This is a genomic window from Streptococcus sp. FSL W7-1342 (genome assembly GCF_037966635.1).
GTDB lineage: Bacteria > Bacillota > Bacilli > Lactobacillales > Streptococcaceae > Streptococcus > Streptococcus salivarius_D.
Window position 1 is genome coordinate 65,478 of the sequence record NZ_CP150200.1, and the last position, 17,727, is coordinate 83,204.

A 17,727-nucleotide genomic window follows, 5' to 3' on the forward strand; every position below is an offset into this window, starting at 1 on the left:
AGATTCAAGTATTGTCCATTGAAAATTGAATATCTATATCAAATTCCATATGTAATTAATTACATATAGATAGTAACAAGAAAATAAACCGAAACGCTGTGAATATTTAATGAGTTAGGTCGAAAGACCAAAATAAGGTTAAGTTAATAAGGGCGCACGGTGGATGCCTTGGCACTAGAAGCCGATGAAGGACGTGACTAACGACGAAATGCTTTGGGGAGCTGTAAGTGAGCAATGATCCAGAGATGTCCGAATGGGGGAACCCGGCAGGTAATGCCTGTCACTCATTACTGTTAAGGTAATGTAGAGGAAGACGCAGTGAACTGAAACATCTAAGTAGCTGCAGGAAGAGAAAGCAAAAGCGATTGCCTTAGTAGCGGCGAGCGAAACGGCAAGAGGGCAAACCGAAGAGTTTACTCTTCGGGGTTGTAGGACTGCAACGTGGACTTAAAGATTATAGAAGAACTACCTGGGAAGGTAGGCCAAAGAGAGTAATAGCCTCGTATTCGAAATAGTCTTTATACCTAGCAGTATCCTGAGTACGGCGAGACACGAGAAATCTCGTCGGAATCTGGGAGGACCATCTCCCAACCCTAAATACTCTCTAGTGACCGATAGTGAACCAGTACCGTGAGGGAAAGGTGAAAAGCACCCCGGGAGGGGAGTGAAATAGAACCTGAAACCGTGTGCCTACAACAAGTTCGAGCCCGTTAATGGGTGAGAGCGTGCCTTTTGTAGAATGAACCGGCGAGTTACGATATGATGCGAGGTTAAGTTGAAGAGACGGAGCCGTAGGGAAACCGAGTCTTAATAGGGCGTATTAGTATCATGTCGTAGACCCGAAACCATGTGACCTACCCATGAGCAGGTTGAAGGTGAGGTAAAACTCACTGGAGGACCGAACCAGGGCACGTTGAAAAGTGCTTGGATGACTTGTGGGTAGCGGAGAAATTCCAAACGAACTTGGAGATAGCTGGTTCTCTCCGAAATAGCTTTAGGGCTAGCGTCGATGTTAAGTCTCTTGGAGGTAGAGCACTGTTTGGGTGAGGGGTCCATCCCGGATTACCAATCTCAGATAAACTCCGAATGCCAACGAGATATAATCGGCAGTCAGACTGCGAGTGCTAAGATCCGTAGTCGAAAGGGAAACAGCCCAGACCACCAGCTAAGGTCCCAAAATATATGTTAAGTGGAAAAGGATGTGGGGTTGCACAGACAACTAGGATGTTAGCTTAGAAGCAGCTATTCATTCAAAGAGTGCGTAATAGCTCACTAGTCGAGTGACCCTGCGCCGAAAATGTACCGGGGCTAAAACATATTACCGAAGCTGTGGATACCTTTATAGGTATGGTAGGAGAGCGTTCTATGTGCGAAGAAGGTGTACCGTGAGGAGTGCTGGAGCGCATAGAAGTGAGAATGCCGGTATGAGTAGCGAAAGACAGGTGAGAATCCTGTCCACCGTAAGACTAAGGTTTCCAGGGGAAGGCTCGTCCGCCCTGGGTTAGTCGGGACCTAAGGAGAGACCGAAAGGTGTATCCGATGGACAACAGGTTGATATTCCTGTACTAGAGTATATAGTGATGGAGGGACGCAGTAGGCTAACTAAACCAGACGATTGGAAGTGTCTGGCCAAGCAGTGAGGTGTGATATGAGTCAAATGCTTATATCTATAACATTGAGCTGTGATGGGGAGCGAAGTTTAGTAGCGAAGTTAGTGATGTCACACTGCCGAGAAAAGCTTCTAGCGTTAATTATACTCTACCCGTACCGCAAACCGACACAGGTAGTCGAGGCGAGTAGCCTCAGGTGAGCGAGAGAACTCTCGTTAAGGAACTCGGCAAAATGGCCCCGTAACTTCGGGAGAAGGGGCGCTGACTTATGGTCAGCCGCAGTGAATAGGCCCAAGCAACTGTTTATCAAAAACACAGCTCTCTGCTAAATCGTAAGATGATGTATAGGGGGTGACGCCTGCCCGGTGCTGGAAGGTTAAGAGGAGTGCTTAGCAATAGCGAAGGTATGAATTGAAGCCCCAGTAAACGGCGGCCGTAACTATAACGGTCCTAAGGTAGCGAAATTCCTTGTCGGGTAAGTTCCGACCCGCACGAAAGGCGTAATGATTTGGGCACTGTCTCAACGAGAGACTCGGTGAAATTTTAGTACCTGTGAAGATGCAGGTTACCCGCGACAGGACGGAAAGACCCCATGGAGCTTTACTGCAGTTTGATATTGAGTATCTGTACCACATGTACAGGATAGGTAGGAGCCTATGACCTCGGGACGCCAGTTTCGAGTGAGGCGTTGTTGGGATACTACCCTTGTGTTATGGCTACTCTAACCCAGATAGGTTATCCCTATCGGAGACAGTGTCTGACGGGCAGTTTGACTGGGGCGGTCGCCTCCTAAAAGGTAACGGAGGCGCCCAAAGGTTCCCTCAGAATGGTTGGAAATCATTCGCAGAGTGTAAAGGTATAAGGGAGCTTGACTGCGAGAGTTACAACTCGAGCAGGGACGAAAGTCGGGCTTAGTGATCCGGTGGTTCCGCATGGAAGGGCCATCGCTCAACGGATAAAAGCTACCCTGGGGATAACAGGCTTATCTCCCCCAAGAGTTCACATCGACGGGGAGGTTTGGCACCTCGATGTCGGCTCGTCGCATCCTGGGGCTGTAGTCGGTCCCAAGGGTTGGGCTGTTCGCCCATTAAAGCGGCACGCGAGCTGGGTTCAGAACGTCGTGAGACAGTTCGGTCCCTATCCGTCGCGGGCGTAGGAAATTTGAGAGGATCTGCTCCTAGTACGAGAGGACCAGAGTGGACTTACCGCTGGTGTACCAGTTGTTCTGCCAAGAGCATCGCTGGGTAGCTATGTAGGGAAGGGATAAACGCTGAAAGCATCTAAGTGTGAAGCCCACCTCAAGATGAGATTTCCCATGATTTTATATCAGTAAGAGCCCTGAGAGATGATCAGGTTGATAGGTTAGAAGTGGAAGTGTGGTGACACATGTAGCGGACTAATACTAATAGCTCGAGGACTTATCCAAAGAAAGTAACTGAGACATATTGACAACGATTTGGTTTCTTGATACAGTATAGATATTCAATTTTGAGTTGAGAATACTCAGAGTTAAGTGACGATAGCCTAGGAGATACACCTGTTCCCATGCCGAACACAGAAGTTAAGCCCTAGTACGCCTGATGTAGTTGGGGGTTGCCCCCTGTTAGATACGGTAGTCGCTTAGCGCAAAGGGAGTTTAGCTCAGCTGGGAGAGCATCTGCCTTACAAGCAGAGGGTCAGCGGTTCGATCCCGTTAACTCCCATTAAGCGGGTGTAGTTTAGTGGTAAAACTACAGCCTTCCAAGCTGTTGTCGCGAGTTCGATTCTCGTCACCCGCTTTATTTGGAAACAAATAACCAAGCATTTAGCTTGGGCGCGTAGCTCAGATGGTTAGAGCGCACGCCTGATAAGCGTGAGGTCGGTGGTTCGATTCCACTCGTGCCCATTATATGGTCCGTTGGTCAAGGGGTTAAGACACCGCCTTTTCACGGCGGTAACACGGGTTCGAATCCCGTACGGACTATATTTTATGGAGGATTACCCAAGTCCGGCTGAAGGGAACGGTCTTGAAAACCGTCAGGCGTGTAAAAGCGTGCGTGGGTTCGAATCCCACATCCTCCTTATAATTAACGCGGGATGGAGCAGCTAGGTAGCTCGTCGGGCTCATAACCCGAAGGTCGTAGGTTCAAATCCTGCTCCCGCAATATGGCTCGGTAGCTCAGTTGGTAGAGCAATGGATTGAAGCTCCATGTGTCGGCGGTTCGATTCCGTCTCGCGCCATTTGTTTATATTTTGGAAGGGTAGCGAAGAGGCTAAACGCGGCGGACTGTAAATCCGCTCCTTCGGGTTCGGGGGTTCGAATCCCTCCCCTTCCATAGTTACGGGCATAGTTTAAAGGTAGAACTAAGGTCTCCAAAACCTTCAGTGTGGGTTCAATTCCTACTGCCCGTGTTAGTAAAGTGGCGAATGTGGTGAAGTGGTTAACACATCAGATTGTGGCTCTGACATTCGGGGGTTCGATTCCCCTCATTCGCCTATATTTTTGGGGTATAGCCAAGCGGTAAGGCAAGGGACTTTGACTCCCTCATGCGTTGGTTCGAATCCAGCTACCCCAGTTATACTTTGCCGGCGTGGCGGAATTGGCAGACGCGCTGGACTCAAAATCCAGTGTCCGCAAGGACGTGCCGGTTCGACCCCGGCCGCCGGTATAAGTTACACTCCTTAAGGAGTGTTTTTTTGTCTATAGGAGTTTATTTTTTATGTCTGATAAATTTCAGCTTCTCTTAAAACAAATTCGTTTTCCTGAGGATCACGATGCTTTTAAAGAAATTAAAGATGGTTCTATTGAAACAGTAAAGCTATTTAAATCAAAACGCCAATGGTTCTTTGTTTTTTCTTTTCCTAGTGTTCTGTCTTATGAGTCTTTTGCTCTTTTTGATAGTTTACTTCACTCTTCTTTTAATTCTTTAGGTGCTAAAGCTTCTTTTGAGATTCGTTTAGTTTCTACTGCTTGCGATGATTCTTTACTTGGAGATTACTTTTCATATGCTTTAGATAGTTTAAAAGTGTCACACTTTTCTACTTATTCTTTATTCTCAAATCTAAAGGTTGAGATTTCGAATAATAGTATTTTTGTTAAGGCTCCAGAGCATATTATAAAGGAAAATTTACAAGATAGATTTATTTCTTTGATATCTAAATCTCTTTCTCAAGTTGGTTTATCTGATGTATCCATTTCTGTTGTCGAAGATAAGGAAGCTTCATCTTCTTTAGAAGAGGCTTACCAAACAAATAAGGTTTCTTTACAAGAACAAGCTGAGTCTCAAGCAAGACAAGCGCTTCAATCTATTCTTGAAAGTGCCCCAGCACCGAAACCTGTGACCGAACCATCACAAAATTTTGCTGAGAAACAAAGTCAACGTCAAGCTAGTTTTGATAAGGCTGAAATAACGCCAATGGTTGATATTAATTCTGAAGAGAATCGTGTTGTTTTTGAAGGATATATTTTTGATGTAGAGCAACGTGAAACTAAGACGGGTCGAATTATTATTAATTTCAAGGTAACTGATTATACCTCTAGTTTTGCTATGCAACGATGGGTCAAAGATAGTGATGAGCTTGCTAAGTTCGATATGATAAAAAAGGGGAACTGGGTAAGGGTTCGTGGCCGTATCGAGAATAATCCTTTCACTCATAGTCTGACTATGAATGTGCAAGATATTAAAGAAATTTCACATACTCCTCGTAAGGATTTGATGCCTGAGGGACAAAAGCGTGTAGAATTTCATGCGCATACCAACATGTCTACTATGGATGCAATGCCAACTGTTGAAGATCTTATTGATACTGCTGCCTCTTGGGGACACCCAGCAGTTGCTATAACAGATCATGCTAATGTTCAGAGCTTTCCTCATGGCTACCATAGGGCTAAGAAAGCTGGGATTAAGGCTATTTTTGGTCTTGAAGCCAATCTTGTTGAGGATAAAGTTCCTATTGTTTATAATTCTGAGGATTTGGAATTAAAAGAAGCAACTTATGTTGTATTTGACGTTGAGACAACGGGCTTGTCTGCTGTTCATAATGATTTGATTCAGATTGCGGCATCAAAAATGCATAAAGGTAATATTATTGAGCAATTTGATGAATTCATAGATCCAGGACATCCTCTTTCTGCATTTACTACTGAGTTGACCGGTATTACTGATAATCATGTTAAGGGTGCTAAACCTTTAGTGCAAGTTTTACAGGAGTTTCAAGAATTCTGTCAAGGAACTGTTCTAGTGGCCCATAATGCGACCTTTGACGTTGGTTTTATGAATGCCAATTACGAAAGACATCAGTTACCAACAATTTCACAACCGGTTATTGATACTTTAGAATTTGCACGAAATCTTTATCCTGAGTATAAGCGTCATGGTTTGGGTCCTTTGACGAAGCGGTTTGGTGTGGCTTTGGATCATCACCATATGGCCAATTATGATGCGGAAGCTACGGGTCGTTTGTTGTTTATCTTCATAAAAGATGTGTTTGATAAGCACGGTTTGACTAATCTGGAACAGTTGAACACGGAGTTGGTTTCTGAAGATTCGTATAAAAAATCTCGTGTCAAACATGCAACTCTATATGTTCAGAATCAAACTGGCTTGAAGAATATCTTTAAGTTGGTAAGTCTATCAAATGTCTCATACTTTGAGGGAGTAGCACGTATTCCTCGTACGGTCTTAGATGAGTATCGTGAGGGAATTATTGTAGGTTCTGCTTGTGCTGATGGTGAGGTTTTTGATACGCTTCTGTCTCACGGTATTGACAAGGCGGTTGAAGTTGCCAAATATTATGACTTTATTGAAGTTATGCCACCGGCAATTTATGCTCCCTTGATTGCAAAGGATTTAATCAAGGATGAGGCGGCTATAGAACAACTGATTAGAGATTTGATTGAAGTCGCTAATCGTCTGGACAAGTCTGTGCTGGCTACAGGAAATGTACACTATATCAACCCTGAGGATGCCATTTATCGTGAAATCATTGTTCGCGCTTTGGGACAAGGAGCCATGATTAATAGGCCAATTGGTAAGGGAGAAAATGCGAAACCTGCTCCTTTACCTGAAGCTCATTTTAGGACAACTAACGAGATGCTAGACGACTTTGCCTTTTTAGGAAAAGACTTAGCCTATGAAATTGTTGTAACTAATACGCAGGCTATGGCAGATCAAATTGAAGAGGTTGAGGTTGTCAAAAAAGACTTGTACACACCTTTCATTGATCGAGCGGAAGAACAGGTTGCGGAGATGACATATGCTAGAGCGTTTGAGCTCTATGGTAATCCTTTACCTGATATTATTGACCTGCGAATTGAGAAAGAGTTGTCTTCAATTCTTGGTAATGGTTTTGCCGTAATCTACCTGGCTTCGCAGATGCTAGTTAACCGTTCAAATGAACGTGGCTACCTAGTTGGTTCGCGTGGATCTGTCGGATCTAGTTTTGTTGCGACGATGATTGGAATTACTGAGGTCAATCCGATGCCACCTCATTATCTATGTCCTAATTGTCAACACTCAGAGTTTATTACAGATGGTTCCTATGGATCTGGCTTCGATTTGCCTGATAAGGAATGTTCAGAATGTGGAACGGAGTATAAAAAAGATGGTCAGGATATTCCTTTCGAGACCTTCCTAGGTTTTGATGGGGATAAGGTACCTGATATCGATTTGAACTTTTCCGGAGATGATCAGCCATCAGCCCACTTGGACGTTCGTGATATTTTTGGAGAACAATATGCTTTTCGTGCCGGAACAGTAGGAACTGTTGCAGATCGGACTGCTTATGGTTTTGTTAAAGGTTACGAACGTGATTACAATAAGTTTTACCGTGATGCCGAGGTCGATCGTTTAGCCATGGGGGCTGCGGGTGTTAAGCGAAACACTGGTCAGCACCCGGGTGGTATTGTTGTTATTCCAAATTATATGGATGTCTATGATTTCACACCTGTTCAATATCCGGCTGATGATGTAACGGCTGCCTGGCAGACGACTCACTTTAACTTCCACGATATTGATGAGAACGTGTTGAAGCTTGATATTCTGGGACATGATGATCCGACTATGATTCGTAAGTTGCAGGATTTATCAGGAATTGATCCAAAAGATATTCGAGCAGATGATCCAGATGTAATGAAACTTTTTTCAGGGACTGATATTTTAGGAGTAACACCTGAACAGATTGGGACACCAACGGGAATGTTGGGAATCCCTGAGTTTGGGACTAACTTTGTTCGTGGTATGGTCGACGAGACGCATCCGACGACCTTTGCGGAACTCTTACAGTTATCTGGTTTGTCCCACGGAACAGACGTTTGGTTAGGTAATGCACAAGATTTGATTAAGGAAGGTATCGCCACTCTGAAAACAGTTATCGGTTGTCGTGATGATATCATGGTATACTTAATGCATGCGGGATTAGATCCTAAGATGGCCTTCACAATCATGGAACGTGTGCGTAAGGGGATGTGGTTGAAGATTTCCGAAGAAGAGCGTAATGGCTATATTCAAGCTATGCGTGAAAATAATGTTCCAGACTGGTATATTGAATCTTGTGGTAAAATCAAGTACATGTTCCCTAAAGCCCATGCGGCAGCCTACGTTATGATGGCCCTACGTGTAGCTTATTTCAAAGTGCACCATCCTATTTATTACTATTGTGCCTATTTCTCAATTCGAGCTAAAGCATTTGAGCTTAAGACGATGTCTGCGGGTCTTGATGCTGTTAAAGCTCGAATGGAAGATATTAAGGAGAAACGCCAACGAAATGAAGCGACTAATGTTGAAAATGACTTATTTACGACGCTTGAAATTGTCAATGAAATGTTAGAACGTGGCTTTACCTTTGGTCAGTTGGATCTTTATAAGAGTCAGGCAACTGAATTTCTGATTGAAGGAGATACTTTGATTCCACCGTTTATTGCACTTGAAGGTTTGGGTGAGAACGTTGCTAAGCAAGTGGTTGCTGCGCGTGAGGAAGGTGAATTCCTTTCCAAGACAGAATTGCGTAAACGAGGAGGTCTATCATCTACCTTGGTTGAAAAATTGGATGAAATGGGAATCCTAGGAAATATGCCAGAAGATAATCAATTAAGTCTTTTTGATGATTTCTTTTAATAGCTAAAGAGAATCGTCATCAACTTTGAGAGAATGGAGTCAGTCTCTGTTCTCTTTTTGTTTAGGGGGCTGCATGAGATGCTAAAAAGCCAAAGCTGAGAGGAAACCTTTTTCTTCGTCTTATGGTATACTGATAGAAAATTATAGTTTCAAGGAGTTAATTATGGTTTTACCAAATTTTAAAGAAAATCTTGAGAAATATGCTAGATTACTGGTTGCTAATGGGATTAATGTACAACCTGGTCACACAGTGGCCTTGAGCATTGATGTAGAACAAGCAGAGCTAGCTCATCTCTTAGTTAAAGAAGCCTATGCTCTAGGAGCAGCTGAGGTAATCGTTCAATGGTCAGATGATATTATTAATCGCGAGCGCTTCTTGCATGCTGATATGGACCGCATCGAAGAGGTTCCTGCTTATAAAAAAGCTGAGATGGAATATTTGTTGGCCAAGAAGGCAAGTCGCTTAGGCGTTCGTTCATCAGATCCAGGTGCCCTTAATGGTGTAGCTCCGGAACGTTTATCTGCTCATGCTAAAGCTACTGGAGTGGCCTTTAAACCTATGCAGGTGGCAACTCAGTCTAATAAGGTTAGTTGGACTGTAGCTGCTGCAGCTGGTAAGGAATGGGCTAAGAAGGTCTTTCCTGATGCTTCGAGTGATGAGGAAGCTGTAGATTTACTTTGGGATCAAATTTTCAAGACCTGTCGTGTTTATGAAGAGGATCCTGTACGTGCCTGGAAGGAACATGCTGACCGTTTGGATGCTAAAGCACGCCTACTCAATGAGGCACAATTCTCAGCCTTACACTACCAAGCACCTGGAACAGATTTGACTCTAGGATTGCCTAAAAACCATGTTTGGGAGTCTGCAGGTGCCATTAATGCGCAAGGTGAAGGTTTCCTTCCTAATATGCCAACAGAAGAGGTCTTTACGGCACCAGATTTTCATCGTGCAGATGGTTATGTCTCAAGCACAAAGCCTCTAAGCTACAATGGTAATATTATTGAGGGAATCAAGGTAACCTTCAAAGATGGTGAAATTGTAGATATCACAGCGGATCAAGGTGATGAAGTGATGAAGAATCTCGTCTTCAACAATAATGGAGCGCGTGCTCTAGGTGAATGTGCTTTGGTTCCAGATCCAAGTCCGATTTCACAGTCAGGCATCACTTTCTTTAACACTCTTTTTGATGAGAATGCATCCAACCACCTAGCTATTGGAGCAGCCTATGCTACTAGTGTTAAGGGAGGGGCAGACATGACAGAAGAGGAGCTTAAGGAAGCTGGACTTAATCGTTCTGATGTACACGTAGACTTTATGATTGGTTCAAATCAAATGGATATTGATGGTATCCGCCAAGATGGTAGTCGTGTACCGATCTTCCGAAATGGGGATTGGGTAATCTAAGTATGATGGAGAATTTATCATGATTGGAAGTATGATAGTTGGTTTTCTAATTGGCCTTATTGCCTCTGCTATATCAAATAGGGGTGAACATATGGGCTGTATTGGTAAGACCTTTGTTGGATGGCTAGGTGCTTTTGTTGGTCAGCTTCTTTTTGGAAATTGGGGACCGATGCTAGCAGATACTGCTATCGTTCCTTCAGTACTAGGTGCTGTTATCTTATTAGCCCTTTTTTGGAATCGTAATAGTTAGAAATGAAAGAGTTCTGAGGTATTGGTTAGATATCTAAGGACTCTTTTTTCTTATTTTTTCATTTTCATATACCACTTTTAGAAAAACTGTGGTAGAGTAATAAAAACAGCATCTATTTGGAAAGGACTAGAAATGAGTGACTTAGATAAAAACATGGCTGTAAAAAGTATGGTAGTTATGCGTAAGGCTTTTCGTACCATCGATGCCAAGGTTTCTGAGACCTTTAAAGAATTTAATTTGACACCAACTCAATTTGGTGTCATGGACGTGCTTAATGCCAAAGGACGTATGAAGATTGGCGAATTAATTGACCGCATGCTTGCCACCTCCGGGAATATGACTGTTGTCATTAAAAATATGGAGAAAAAAGGTTGGTTGACGCGAGAAGCCTGCCAAACAGATAAGCGTGCTTTCGAGGTTGATTTGACGGATGAGGGCCGTCGTATTATTCAAGCAGCAATCCCGCCACATCAGCGAGCTATTGAGGAGACTTTTTCCGTTCTGACACCTGAAGAGCAGGCACAGTTGGTAGAGCTCCTGAAAAAATTTAAGAATGTCTGAGCATATTTCTTTATATTTCTAATGGAATTATATATATTACTATGTAGTAGTAAATATTAATTATTAGAAATACAAAGGAAACGTATCATGAAAAACATTCTATTTATCGTTGGATCTCTTCGCAAGGGATCATTTAACCACCAATTAGCAGAAGAAGCTGAGAAAATGCTAGCTGGTAAAGCTAATGTTTCTTATCTTGACTATAGTCAAGTACCTGTTTTTAATCAGGATTTAGAAAGTCCAGTTCTTCCAGTTTTGGCAGAAGTTCGAGAACAGATCTTGGCAGCAGACGCAATTTGGATTTTTTCACCGGTTTATAATTTCTCAATTCCTGGGCCAGTGAAAAATTTGCTTGACTGGTTGAGCCGTGCCCTTGACCTATCAGATCCTTCAGGGCCATCAGCTCTTCAAGATAAGATTGTAACCGTGTCATCAGTTGCTAATGGTGGTCACAATCAACTTTTTGATGCCTACAAAGACTTGTTACCATTTATCCGTACCCAAGTGGTTGGTGATTTTACAGCGACACGTGTAAATGATACAGCCTGGGCAGATGGGAAATTCCTAGCAACTGAAGAAGTTCTTGAAAGCCTTCAGAATCAAGCGGAAGCTTTGATTGAAGCGATTAAATAAGAATAATGAATACCCGAGGTTTCTAGCTTCGGGTATTTTTATATCTTGAATTGTCAAATTAAGTGCATACTTTCCCCATAGAATACTTCATAAGGTGTTTTCCAGTTAAGACATTTTCGTGGCCTATTATTAAGTTTGTTCTCCCATAGCTGAATAGTCTGATCATCAACCAATGTTAGATCACTACCCTTTGGAAAATATTCTCTAAGTAATCCATTCGTGTTCTCATTGGTTCCTCGTTGCCATGGAGCATGAGGGTCAGGAAAATAGACTTCAATGTTCAATTGATCACTCAATTTCTGATGATAGGTGAATTCTTTCCCTCTATCAGGAGTTACTGTATACTTCGTCAAGGGTTCTAACAGTTTTACCATAGCTTCTATTACCAACTTGCTTTTCTTAACAGCTACCTTTTTGATTTTTAGAAAACGAGAATAACGGTCTGTTAGAGTAACTAAACAAGCTTTTCCAGTTTTACCTGCAACAGTATCGGCTTCCCAATCTCCTATTCTAGTTCGATTATTAGCTTCTTCTGGTCTTTCGTGAATTGTATGAGAAATGGATATTTTCCCTCTATTTTCAACATGACCTTTAGTATGACGTGTTTTCCCACGATGACGAAGTTTACGAATGACACCACGAGCACCATGAGATAGTGAGTTATCATCAAAATGACCTCTGTAAATGGCTCTATAGATTGTTTGATAACTAATAACAGTTTTTCCATACTCTATTCGCAACCGACCTTCTATTTCTTCAGGAGACCATTGGTAATCGAGAAATAGATGTTTGACGGTATTGCTTAAATTGTGATCTATTTCAAGCATACGTTTTCGTCCACAGTGTGATTTGGCATTATGGTACGATTCCTGTGCATGACTTGGAGAATAAGCTCCTGATTTTGTATGGCGCTTCCACTCACGACTAATACTAGATGGATGACGATGAAGTAACTTAGCAATTTGAGAAAAATTTAGGCCTTGCGTACGGTAAATGAGAATACTTTCACGCTCGTCTATGGTAAAATGATGGTAGCTCATAAGATTTCCTTTCGTAACTAGTTCGTTCAATTCTATTTTACTAGAAAATCTTATGAGTTTTTATTGTGCACTTATATTGTATATTCAAGATGCAATAATGAAAAAAGACACCCTAAGGTGTCTTCGTATTATGAAGGCGGTAGACGGATTTGAACCGACGATCAAGCTTTTGCAGAGCCGTGCCTTACCACTTGGCTATACCGCCATAACAGATACCATTCTATCGAAAAAAAAAAGATTCGTCAAGTCTCTTTCATCAAATTGACGGGTTGTTTGTTCAAACTGCCTATTTACAAGAAACATAAAGAGGTTGAAAGACATTCAACCTCTCAGAATGAAGACAAACATCGTTTTTGATGTTTGTCTTTTTTATATTCTTACCTAATTCTCCTATAATCCAATAATATTGAGATATTTGGGTAAAATTATAGGTCTTTCCTGTCATCATTTTTACCAATTTTTTGATATTTAGACACGCTAAAGTAAGCCCAACCTTAGCTTCCATTTTGGACTTTCCTTTTTCTCTGGTATAACGTAAGTTATGATATTCTTTAGCTGTTCCGAATAACCGTTCTATCGTTTCTTTCCGGTGTTGATACCGTTCTTTCATACCACTTTGATGGCGAATATCTTCACAGACTTCTAGGGCATCTTTCCAAATATGACGCACAACAACTTTTTGGTGCTGGCGACTTTCAGTACAAATCGCTAACAAGGGACAGGTCTTACAAATTTTAGGATTACTTTTATACTCTCGATAACCTTCACGTGTGGTTGTACGATAAGTTAATACATGGTTCTCTGGACAAAGATAACAATCAAAATGCTCGTCATAGACAAAGTCTTTTGGACGTAAAAAATCTTTCTTACCTCTTGGTCTAGTGTAAGGGAAAACTGGTGTAATCCCTTTTTCTAGAAGAAACTTGGCAATACTAGGTGTTTTATAGCCTGAATCCGCAATAATGAATTCAGGTGAGAATGGTTCTAGTTTGACAAAAAGAGCAGAGAAAGCCTGACTATCATGGATGTTTCCTGCTTCAACCGTATAAGCTAAGGCCCAGCCGTGTTTATCACAAGCTACTTGAGCATTGTAAGCGAAGACTTCCTTATGTTCCCCCTTATGAAACCAACCACTGTCTGGGTCTGTCGTTGATTGTTTCTTAGGTTTAGCCTCGCCTTTTTTGGCGGGCTTTAAGAACTTTTTTGCGTGTTTTTTCCTATCTAAATTAATCTCAATCTCCAGTTGTTCACTCATGAATTTAGCTTTTTGATCAATAACAACAGTTTTGTACTTATGATTATTAGCAGCTGCCTTGATATGGGTCCCATCAATGAAGATTTCTGAGGGATCAATGAGCCCTGCTTCCAAAACATGATGAAGCACATGACTAAAAATGTGTGCTAACACTTCCTTGTTTTCAAAGCGTCGGCTATAGTTCTTACCGTAAGTTGTAAAATGAGGCACCTTATCGTCCAGAGATAAGCCAAGAAACCAACGGTAAGCCGTATTCACCTCAATATCTTTAATGGTTTGGCGCATAGAACGAATGCCATAAAAACATTGAATCAACGGAATTTTAACTAATAAAACAGGGTCTAGACTAGGGCGACCATTATCCGAGGAATAACTATCTTCGACAAGATCATAAATAAAAGAGAAATCAATCGTTTCCTCGACTTTTCTTAGAAAATGGTCTTTAGGCACAAGTTCATCAAGCGTATAGAATCCTACTTGACGTCGATTGTATTCAGGATTTTCTTTGTGAAACATAGGAACACCTCATCAAATACCTTTTTCTTTTATTATACTCCTTCAAAGCAAGAAAAATCCCCAGAAGTATAACTTCTGAGGACTTTGTCTTCAATCTGAGAGGTTGAAAGACATTCAACCTCTTTATATTAATTATAACTGTTGAAGATAGATTACTAACACGCAAGTGTTGATTATTGTCTAATCAAGTAATCAAAGGCTCCAATAGCAGCTGTAGCACCAGAACCCATGGAGATAATGATTTGCTTGTAGGCGCTATCTGTACAGTCACCTGCAGCAAAAATACCAGGGATATTTGTTGAACCAAATTTATCAACGATAATTTCTTGGCGCTCATTGAGTTCAATACCACTATCTTTGAGCCAAGCAGTACTTGGTACAAGACCAATTTGAACAAAGACACCTTCAAGATCAAGATGTTTTTCTGCGTTTGTATCACGCTCAACGTAATTCAAACCAGTTACATGATCTTGACCAACAATTTCTTTGGTTGCAACGTTCTTAAGAATGGTGAGATTATCAGTTTTAGCAGCTCGTTCTTGTAAGACTTGATCTGCCTTTAATTCAGGTAAGAACTCTAAGACTGTAACATATTTAGTAATGCCTGCTAAATCTAAAGCCGCTTCCAAACCTGAGTTACCACCACCGATAACTGCAACATTCTTTCCTTCAAATAGTGGACCATCACAGTGTGGGCAGTAAGTAACCCCTTTATTGCGGAATTCTTCCTCGCCAGGAACGTTGATATTACGCCATTTGGCTCCGAGAGCTAGGATAGCAGTTTTGGATTTTAAAACGGCACCGTTAGCCAGTGTCACTTCAATAAGTTCTTTCTTTTCGATGCCAGTAGCTAATTGACTTTTGATGATATCAACATCATAAGATTTCGTATGCTCTTCAACTTGGGCCATTAACTTAGGACCTTCTGTATATAGCGTACCAATCATGTTCTCAATACCGACTGTCTCGATAACTTGTCCACCAAAGGTTTCTGCTAAAAGACCAGTTTTTAAACCTTTACGGGCAGCATAGATGGCCGCACTGTTTCCAGCAGGACCACCACCAATAACCAAAACATCATAGACACCTTTATCAGCGAAAGCATCAGCATCAAGTGGTCCGTCCAATTTTTCTACAAGCTGTTCAATGGTTGCACGACCAGATGTAAATTCTTCTTGGTCTTTGTAAACCGTAGGAACAGACATGATACCTTTGGCTTTGACCTCATCCTGATACATACCACCTTCAATCATGGTGTGAGTGATATTTGGGTTCAAAACAGCCATTATATTAAAGGCTTGAACAACGTCCGGACAATTGTGACATGTTAATGAAACATAAGTTTCTAAATTGATGGGTTTATCAATCTTCTTGATACGTTCGATAGTGTCCTCATCAACTTTAGGTGGACGACCAGAAACTTGCAAGAGAGCTAAGATGAAAGATGTGAATTCGTGGCCCATTGGTAAGCCTGAGAAAATAACACGACTTTTTTGCCCTTTTTGTGCAATACCAAAACTAGGTTGACGTTTTAAATGTGTTGATTCAAGACTAATGCGGTCAGACATAGCGGCAATCTCGTCTAGAAATTCCTTCACTTTTCGAGAATTATCGTCATCCCCTAAATCTGTTTGTAATACAATATCAGATTCTAGTAAATTTAAATATTGTGCTAATTGCGTCTTGATTTCTTTATCTAAGACCATGGATACCCCCTGGTTGTTAAATTTTACCTACAAGATCTAAGCTAGGAGTAAGTGTTTCAGCTCCTTCTTTCCATTTGGCTGGACAAACTTCACCTGGATGTTGACGAATATATTGAGCAGCACGGACTTTATCAATAAGAGTGCTTGCATCACGTCCAATACCATCAGCGTTGATTTCCATCATTTGGATAACGCCATCTGGATCAATGATAAATGTACCACGTTGTGCGAGACCATCTTGCCCAAGAACATCAAAGCCTTGTGAGATGTGGTGTGAAGGATCTCCAATCATAGGATAAGTAATAGTTCCAACAACATCTGAGTCATCATGCCAAGCTTTGTGAACAAAGTGAGTGTCAGTAGAGACAGAGTAAACCTCTACACCAAGAGATTTAAGAGCTTCATATTGTTCTTGAAGGTCACCGAGTTCAGTTGGGCAGACAAATGAAAAATCTGCAGGGTAGAAGCAGAAAACAGCCCATTTTCCTTTAACATCTTTATCTGTAACAGTAATGAATTCCCCGTTGTGGTAAGCTTGTGCTGAAAATTCAATAATTTCTTTTCCGACTAATGACAAAATAATGTCCTCCTCTATTTTTGATAGCCTAATTATAAACAAAATACTTATCAACCTCAAAGAAAACGATTGCAATTTTAATAAGGGTGAATTTTTTCTAATGGTCAGACTGATTTTATAGCTTGTCAAATGTCACTTTTTTTGATAAACTACTATAGTTGCGTAAAGTGACAAATACTCATTCTAAGCCGATTGTGGTCTTGTTGCCGCAGGGTGGGACTGCAAGTCTAAAGCTTAGAAGAGGAAAAAACAATTTTTAAGGAGAAATGCTCATGGCAGTAATTTCAATGAAACAACTTCTTGAGGCTGGTGTTCACTTCGGTCACCAAACTCGTCGCTGGAATCCTAAGATGGCTAAGTACATCTTCACAGAACGTAACGGAATCCACGTTATCGACTTGCAACAAACTGTAAAAATGGCTGATACAGCTTACGAATTCGTTCGTGAAGCAGCAGCTAACGATGCAGTAATCTTGTTCGTTGGTACTAAAAAACAAGCAGCTGAAGCAGTAGCTGAAGAAGCAACTCGTGCTGGTCAATACTACATCAACCACCGTTGGTTGGGTGGTACTCTTACAAACTGGGATACTATCCAAAAACGTATCGCTCGTTTGAAAGAAATCAAACAAATGGAAGCTGATGGAACTTTCGAAGTTCTTCCTAAGAAAGAAGTTGCACTTCTTAACAAACAACGTGCACGTCTTGAAAAATTCTTGGGTGGTATCGAAGATATGCCTCGCATTCCAGATGTAATCTACATCGTTGACCCACACAAAGAACAAATCGCTGTTAAAGAAGCTAAAAAACTTGGTATCCCAGTTGTAGCGATGGTTGATACAAACGCTGATCCAGATGAGATTGATGTAATCATCCCAGCTAACGATGACGCTATCCGTGCCGTTAAATTGATCACTTCAAAAATGGCTGATGCTATCATCGAAGGTAACCAAGGTGAAGATGCTTCTGCAGATTTCCAAGAAGCAGCTGCAGCTGATTCAATCGAAGAAATCGTTGAAGTTGTCGAAGGTGACAACAACTAATCTTTAAGATTGGTTTGGGCTCAATGCCCACTAAAGATAC

Annotated in this window: 10 protein-coding genes, 13 tRNA genes and 2 rRNA genes; 20 read left to right on the forward strand and 5 right to left on the reverse strand. The window is 41.6% G+C overall.

Translation table 11 applies throughout. The features are described from left to right. The first annotated feature begins 136 nt into the window (after positions 1–136). The 19 genes from NSQ79_RS00380 (at position 137) to NSQ79_RS00470 (ending at position 11,553) form a co-directional block, all read left to right on the forward strand. A 23S ribosomal RNA gene (locus tag NSQ79_RS00380) occupies positions 137–3,036 on the forward strand. 83 nt (positions 3,037–3,119) lie between these two features. After that, positions 3,120–3,235: ribosomal RNA gene (rrf, locus tag NSQ79_RS00385) — 5S ribosomal RNA — on the forward strand. Positions 3,236–3,240: 5 nt separating this feature from the next. After that, positions 3,241–3,313 (forward strand) — tRNA-Val (locus tag NSQ79_RS00390). A gap of 4 nt (positions 3,314–3,317) precedes the next feature. Continuing rightward, positions 3,318–3,388 (forward strand) — tRNA-Gly (locus NSQ79_RS00395). A 33-nt stretch (positions 3,389–3,421) separates the two neighbouring features. Next, positions 3,422–3,495, forward strand: a tRNA-Ile gene (locus NSQ79_RS00400). Between the two features lie 6 nt (positions 3,496–3,501). Further along, positions 3,502–3,573: transfer RNA gene (locus NSQ79_RS00405), tRNA-Glu, on the forward strand. Between the two features lie 8 nt (positions 3,574–3,581). Further along, a tRNA-Ser gene (locus tag NSQ79_RS00410) sits at positions 3,582–3,671 on the forward strand. A 9-nt stretch (positions 3,672–3,680) separates the two neighbouring features. Then, a tRNA-Met gene (locus NSQ79_RS00415) sits at positions 3,681–3,754 on the forward strand. Positions 3,755–3,757: 3 nt separating this feature from the next. Then, positions 3,758–3,830, forward strand: a tRNA-Phe gene (locus tag NSQ79_RS00420). A gap of 14 nt (positions 3,831–3,844) precedes the next feature. Then, positions 3,845–3,925: transfer RNA gene (locus NSQ79_RS00425), tRNA-Tyr, on the forward strand. A gap of 5 nt (positions 3,926–3,930) precedes the next feature. Further along, a tRNA-Trp gene (locus NSQ79_RS00430) sits at positions 3,931–4,001 on the forward strand. 11 nt (positions 4,002–4,012) lie between these two features. Then, positions 4,013–4,085: transfer RNA gene (locus NSQ79_RS00435), tRNA-His, on the forward strand. An 8-nt stretch (positions 4,086–4,093) separates the two neighbouring features. Beyond that, positions 4,094–4,165 (forward strand) — tRNA-Gln (locus NSQ79_RS00440). Between the two features lie 9 nt (positions 4,166–4,174). Beyond that, positions 4,175–4,258: transfer RNA gene (locus NSQ79_RS00445), tRNA-Leu, on the forward strand. Between the two features lie 51 nt (positions 4,259–4,309). Beyond that, positions 4,310–8,704, forward strand: a complete 4,395-nt coding sequence (locus tag NSQ79_RS00450) for a PolC-type DNA polymerase III (protein WP_049529005.1) — start codon at positions 4,310–4,312, stop codon at positions 8,702–8,704. A gap of 163 nt (positions 8,705–8,867) precedes the next feature. Further along, entirely contained in the window at positions 8,868–10,109 is a 1,242-nt protein-coding gene (locus NSQ79_RS00455; protein ID WP_013989920.1) for an aminopeptidase, read from the forward strand. Between the two features lie 19 nt (positions 10,110–10,128). Continuing rightward, entirely contained in the window at positions 10,129–10,359 is a 231-nt protein-coding gene (locus NSQ79_RS00460) for a GlsB/YeaQ/YmgE family stress response membrane protein (protein WP_002886331.1), read from the forward strand. A gap of 132 nt (positions 10,360–10,491) precedes the next feature. Beyond that, positions 10,492–10,920: a MarR family transcriptional regulator gene (locus NSQ79_RS00465; protein WP_002886332.1), complete on the forward strand. Its 429-nt coding sequence runs from the start codon at positions 10,492–10,494 to the stop codon at positions 10,918–10,920. A gap of 87 nt (positions 10,921–11,007) precedes the next feature. Next, positions 11,008–11,553 carry an NADPH-dependent FMN reductase gene (locus NSQ79_RS00470; protein ID WP_045768742.1) on the forward strand — a complete coding sequence of 182 codons (546 nt, stop codon included), beginning with the start codon at positions 11,008–11,010 and terminating at the stop codon, positions 11,551–11,553. 53 nt (positions 11,554–11,606) lie between these two features. Here the strand turns inward: NSQ79_RS00470 and NSQ79_RS00475 are convergent, their stop codons facing one another. The 5 genes from NSQ79_RS00475 to ahpC form a co-directional block, all read right to left on the reverse strand. After that, complete coding sequence (locus NSQ79_RS00475; RefSeq protein ID WP_339313689.1) at positions 11,607–12,593, reverse strand: IS30 family transposase; 987 nt, start codon at positions 12,591–12,593, stop codon at positions 11,607–11,609. 134 nt (positions 12,594–12,727) lie between these two features. Continuing rightward, positions 12,728–12,798, reverse strand: a tRNA-Cys gene (locus tag NSQ79_RS00480). 81 nt (positions 12,799–12,879) lie between these two features. Beyond that, entirely contained in the window at positions 12,880–14,364 is a 1,485-nt protein-coding gene (locus NSQ79_RS00485) for an IS1182 family transposase (protein ID WP_049529386.1), read from the reverse strand. A 173-nt stretch (positions 14,365–14,537) separates the two neighbouring features. Next, on the reverse strand, positions 14,538–16,070 hold the full coding sequence (gene ahpF / locus NSQ79_RS00490) for an alkyl hydroperoxide reductase subunit F (RefSeq protein WP_049529351.1): 1,533 nt from the start codon (positions 16,068–16,070) through the stop codon (positions 14,538–14,540). A gap of 16 nt (positions 16,071–16,086) precedes the next feature. Further along, positions 16,087–16,647: an alkyl hydroperoxide reductase subunit C gene (ahpC, locus tag NSQ79_RS00495; RefSeq protein ID WP_049529352.1), complete on the reverse strand. Its 561-nt coding sequence runs from the start codon at positions 16,645–16,647 to the stop codon at positions 16,087–16,089. A 272-nt stretch (positions 16,648–16,919) separates the two neighbouring features. On the opposite strand from ahpC, the gene rpsB reads away from it, so the two are divergent. Continuing rightward, positions 16,920–17,687, forward strand: coding sequence for a 30S ribosomal protein S2 (gene rpsB, locus NSQ79_RS00500; protein WP_002886342.1), 768 nt, complete (start codon positions 16,920–16,922; stop codon positions 17,685–17,687). The last annotated feature ends 40 nt before the right edge of the window (positions 17,688–17,727 follow it).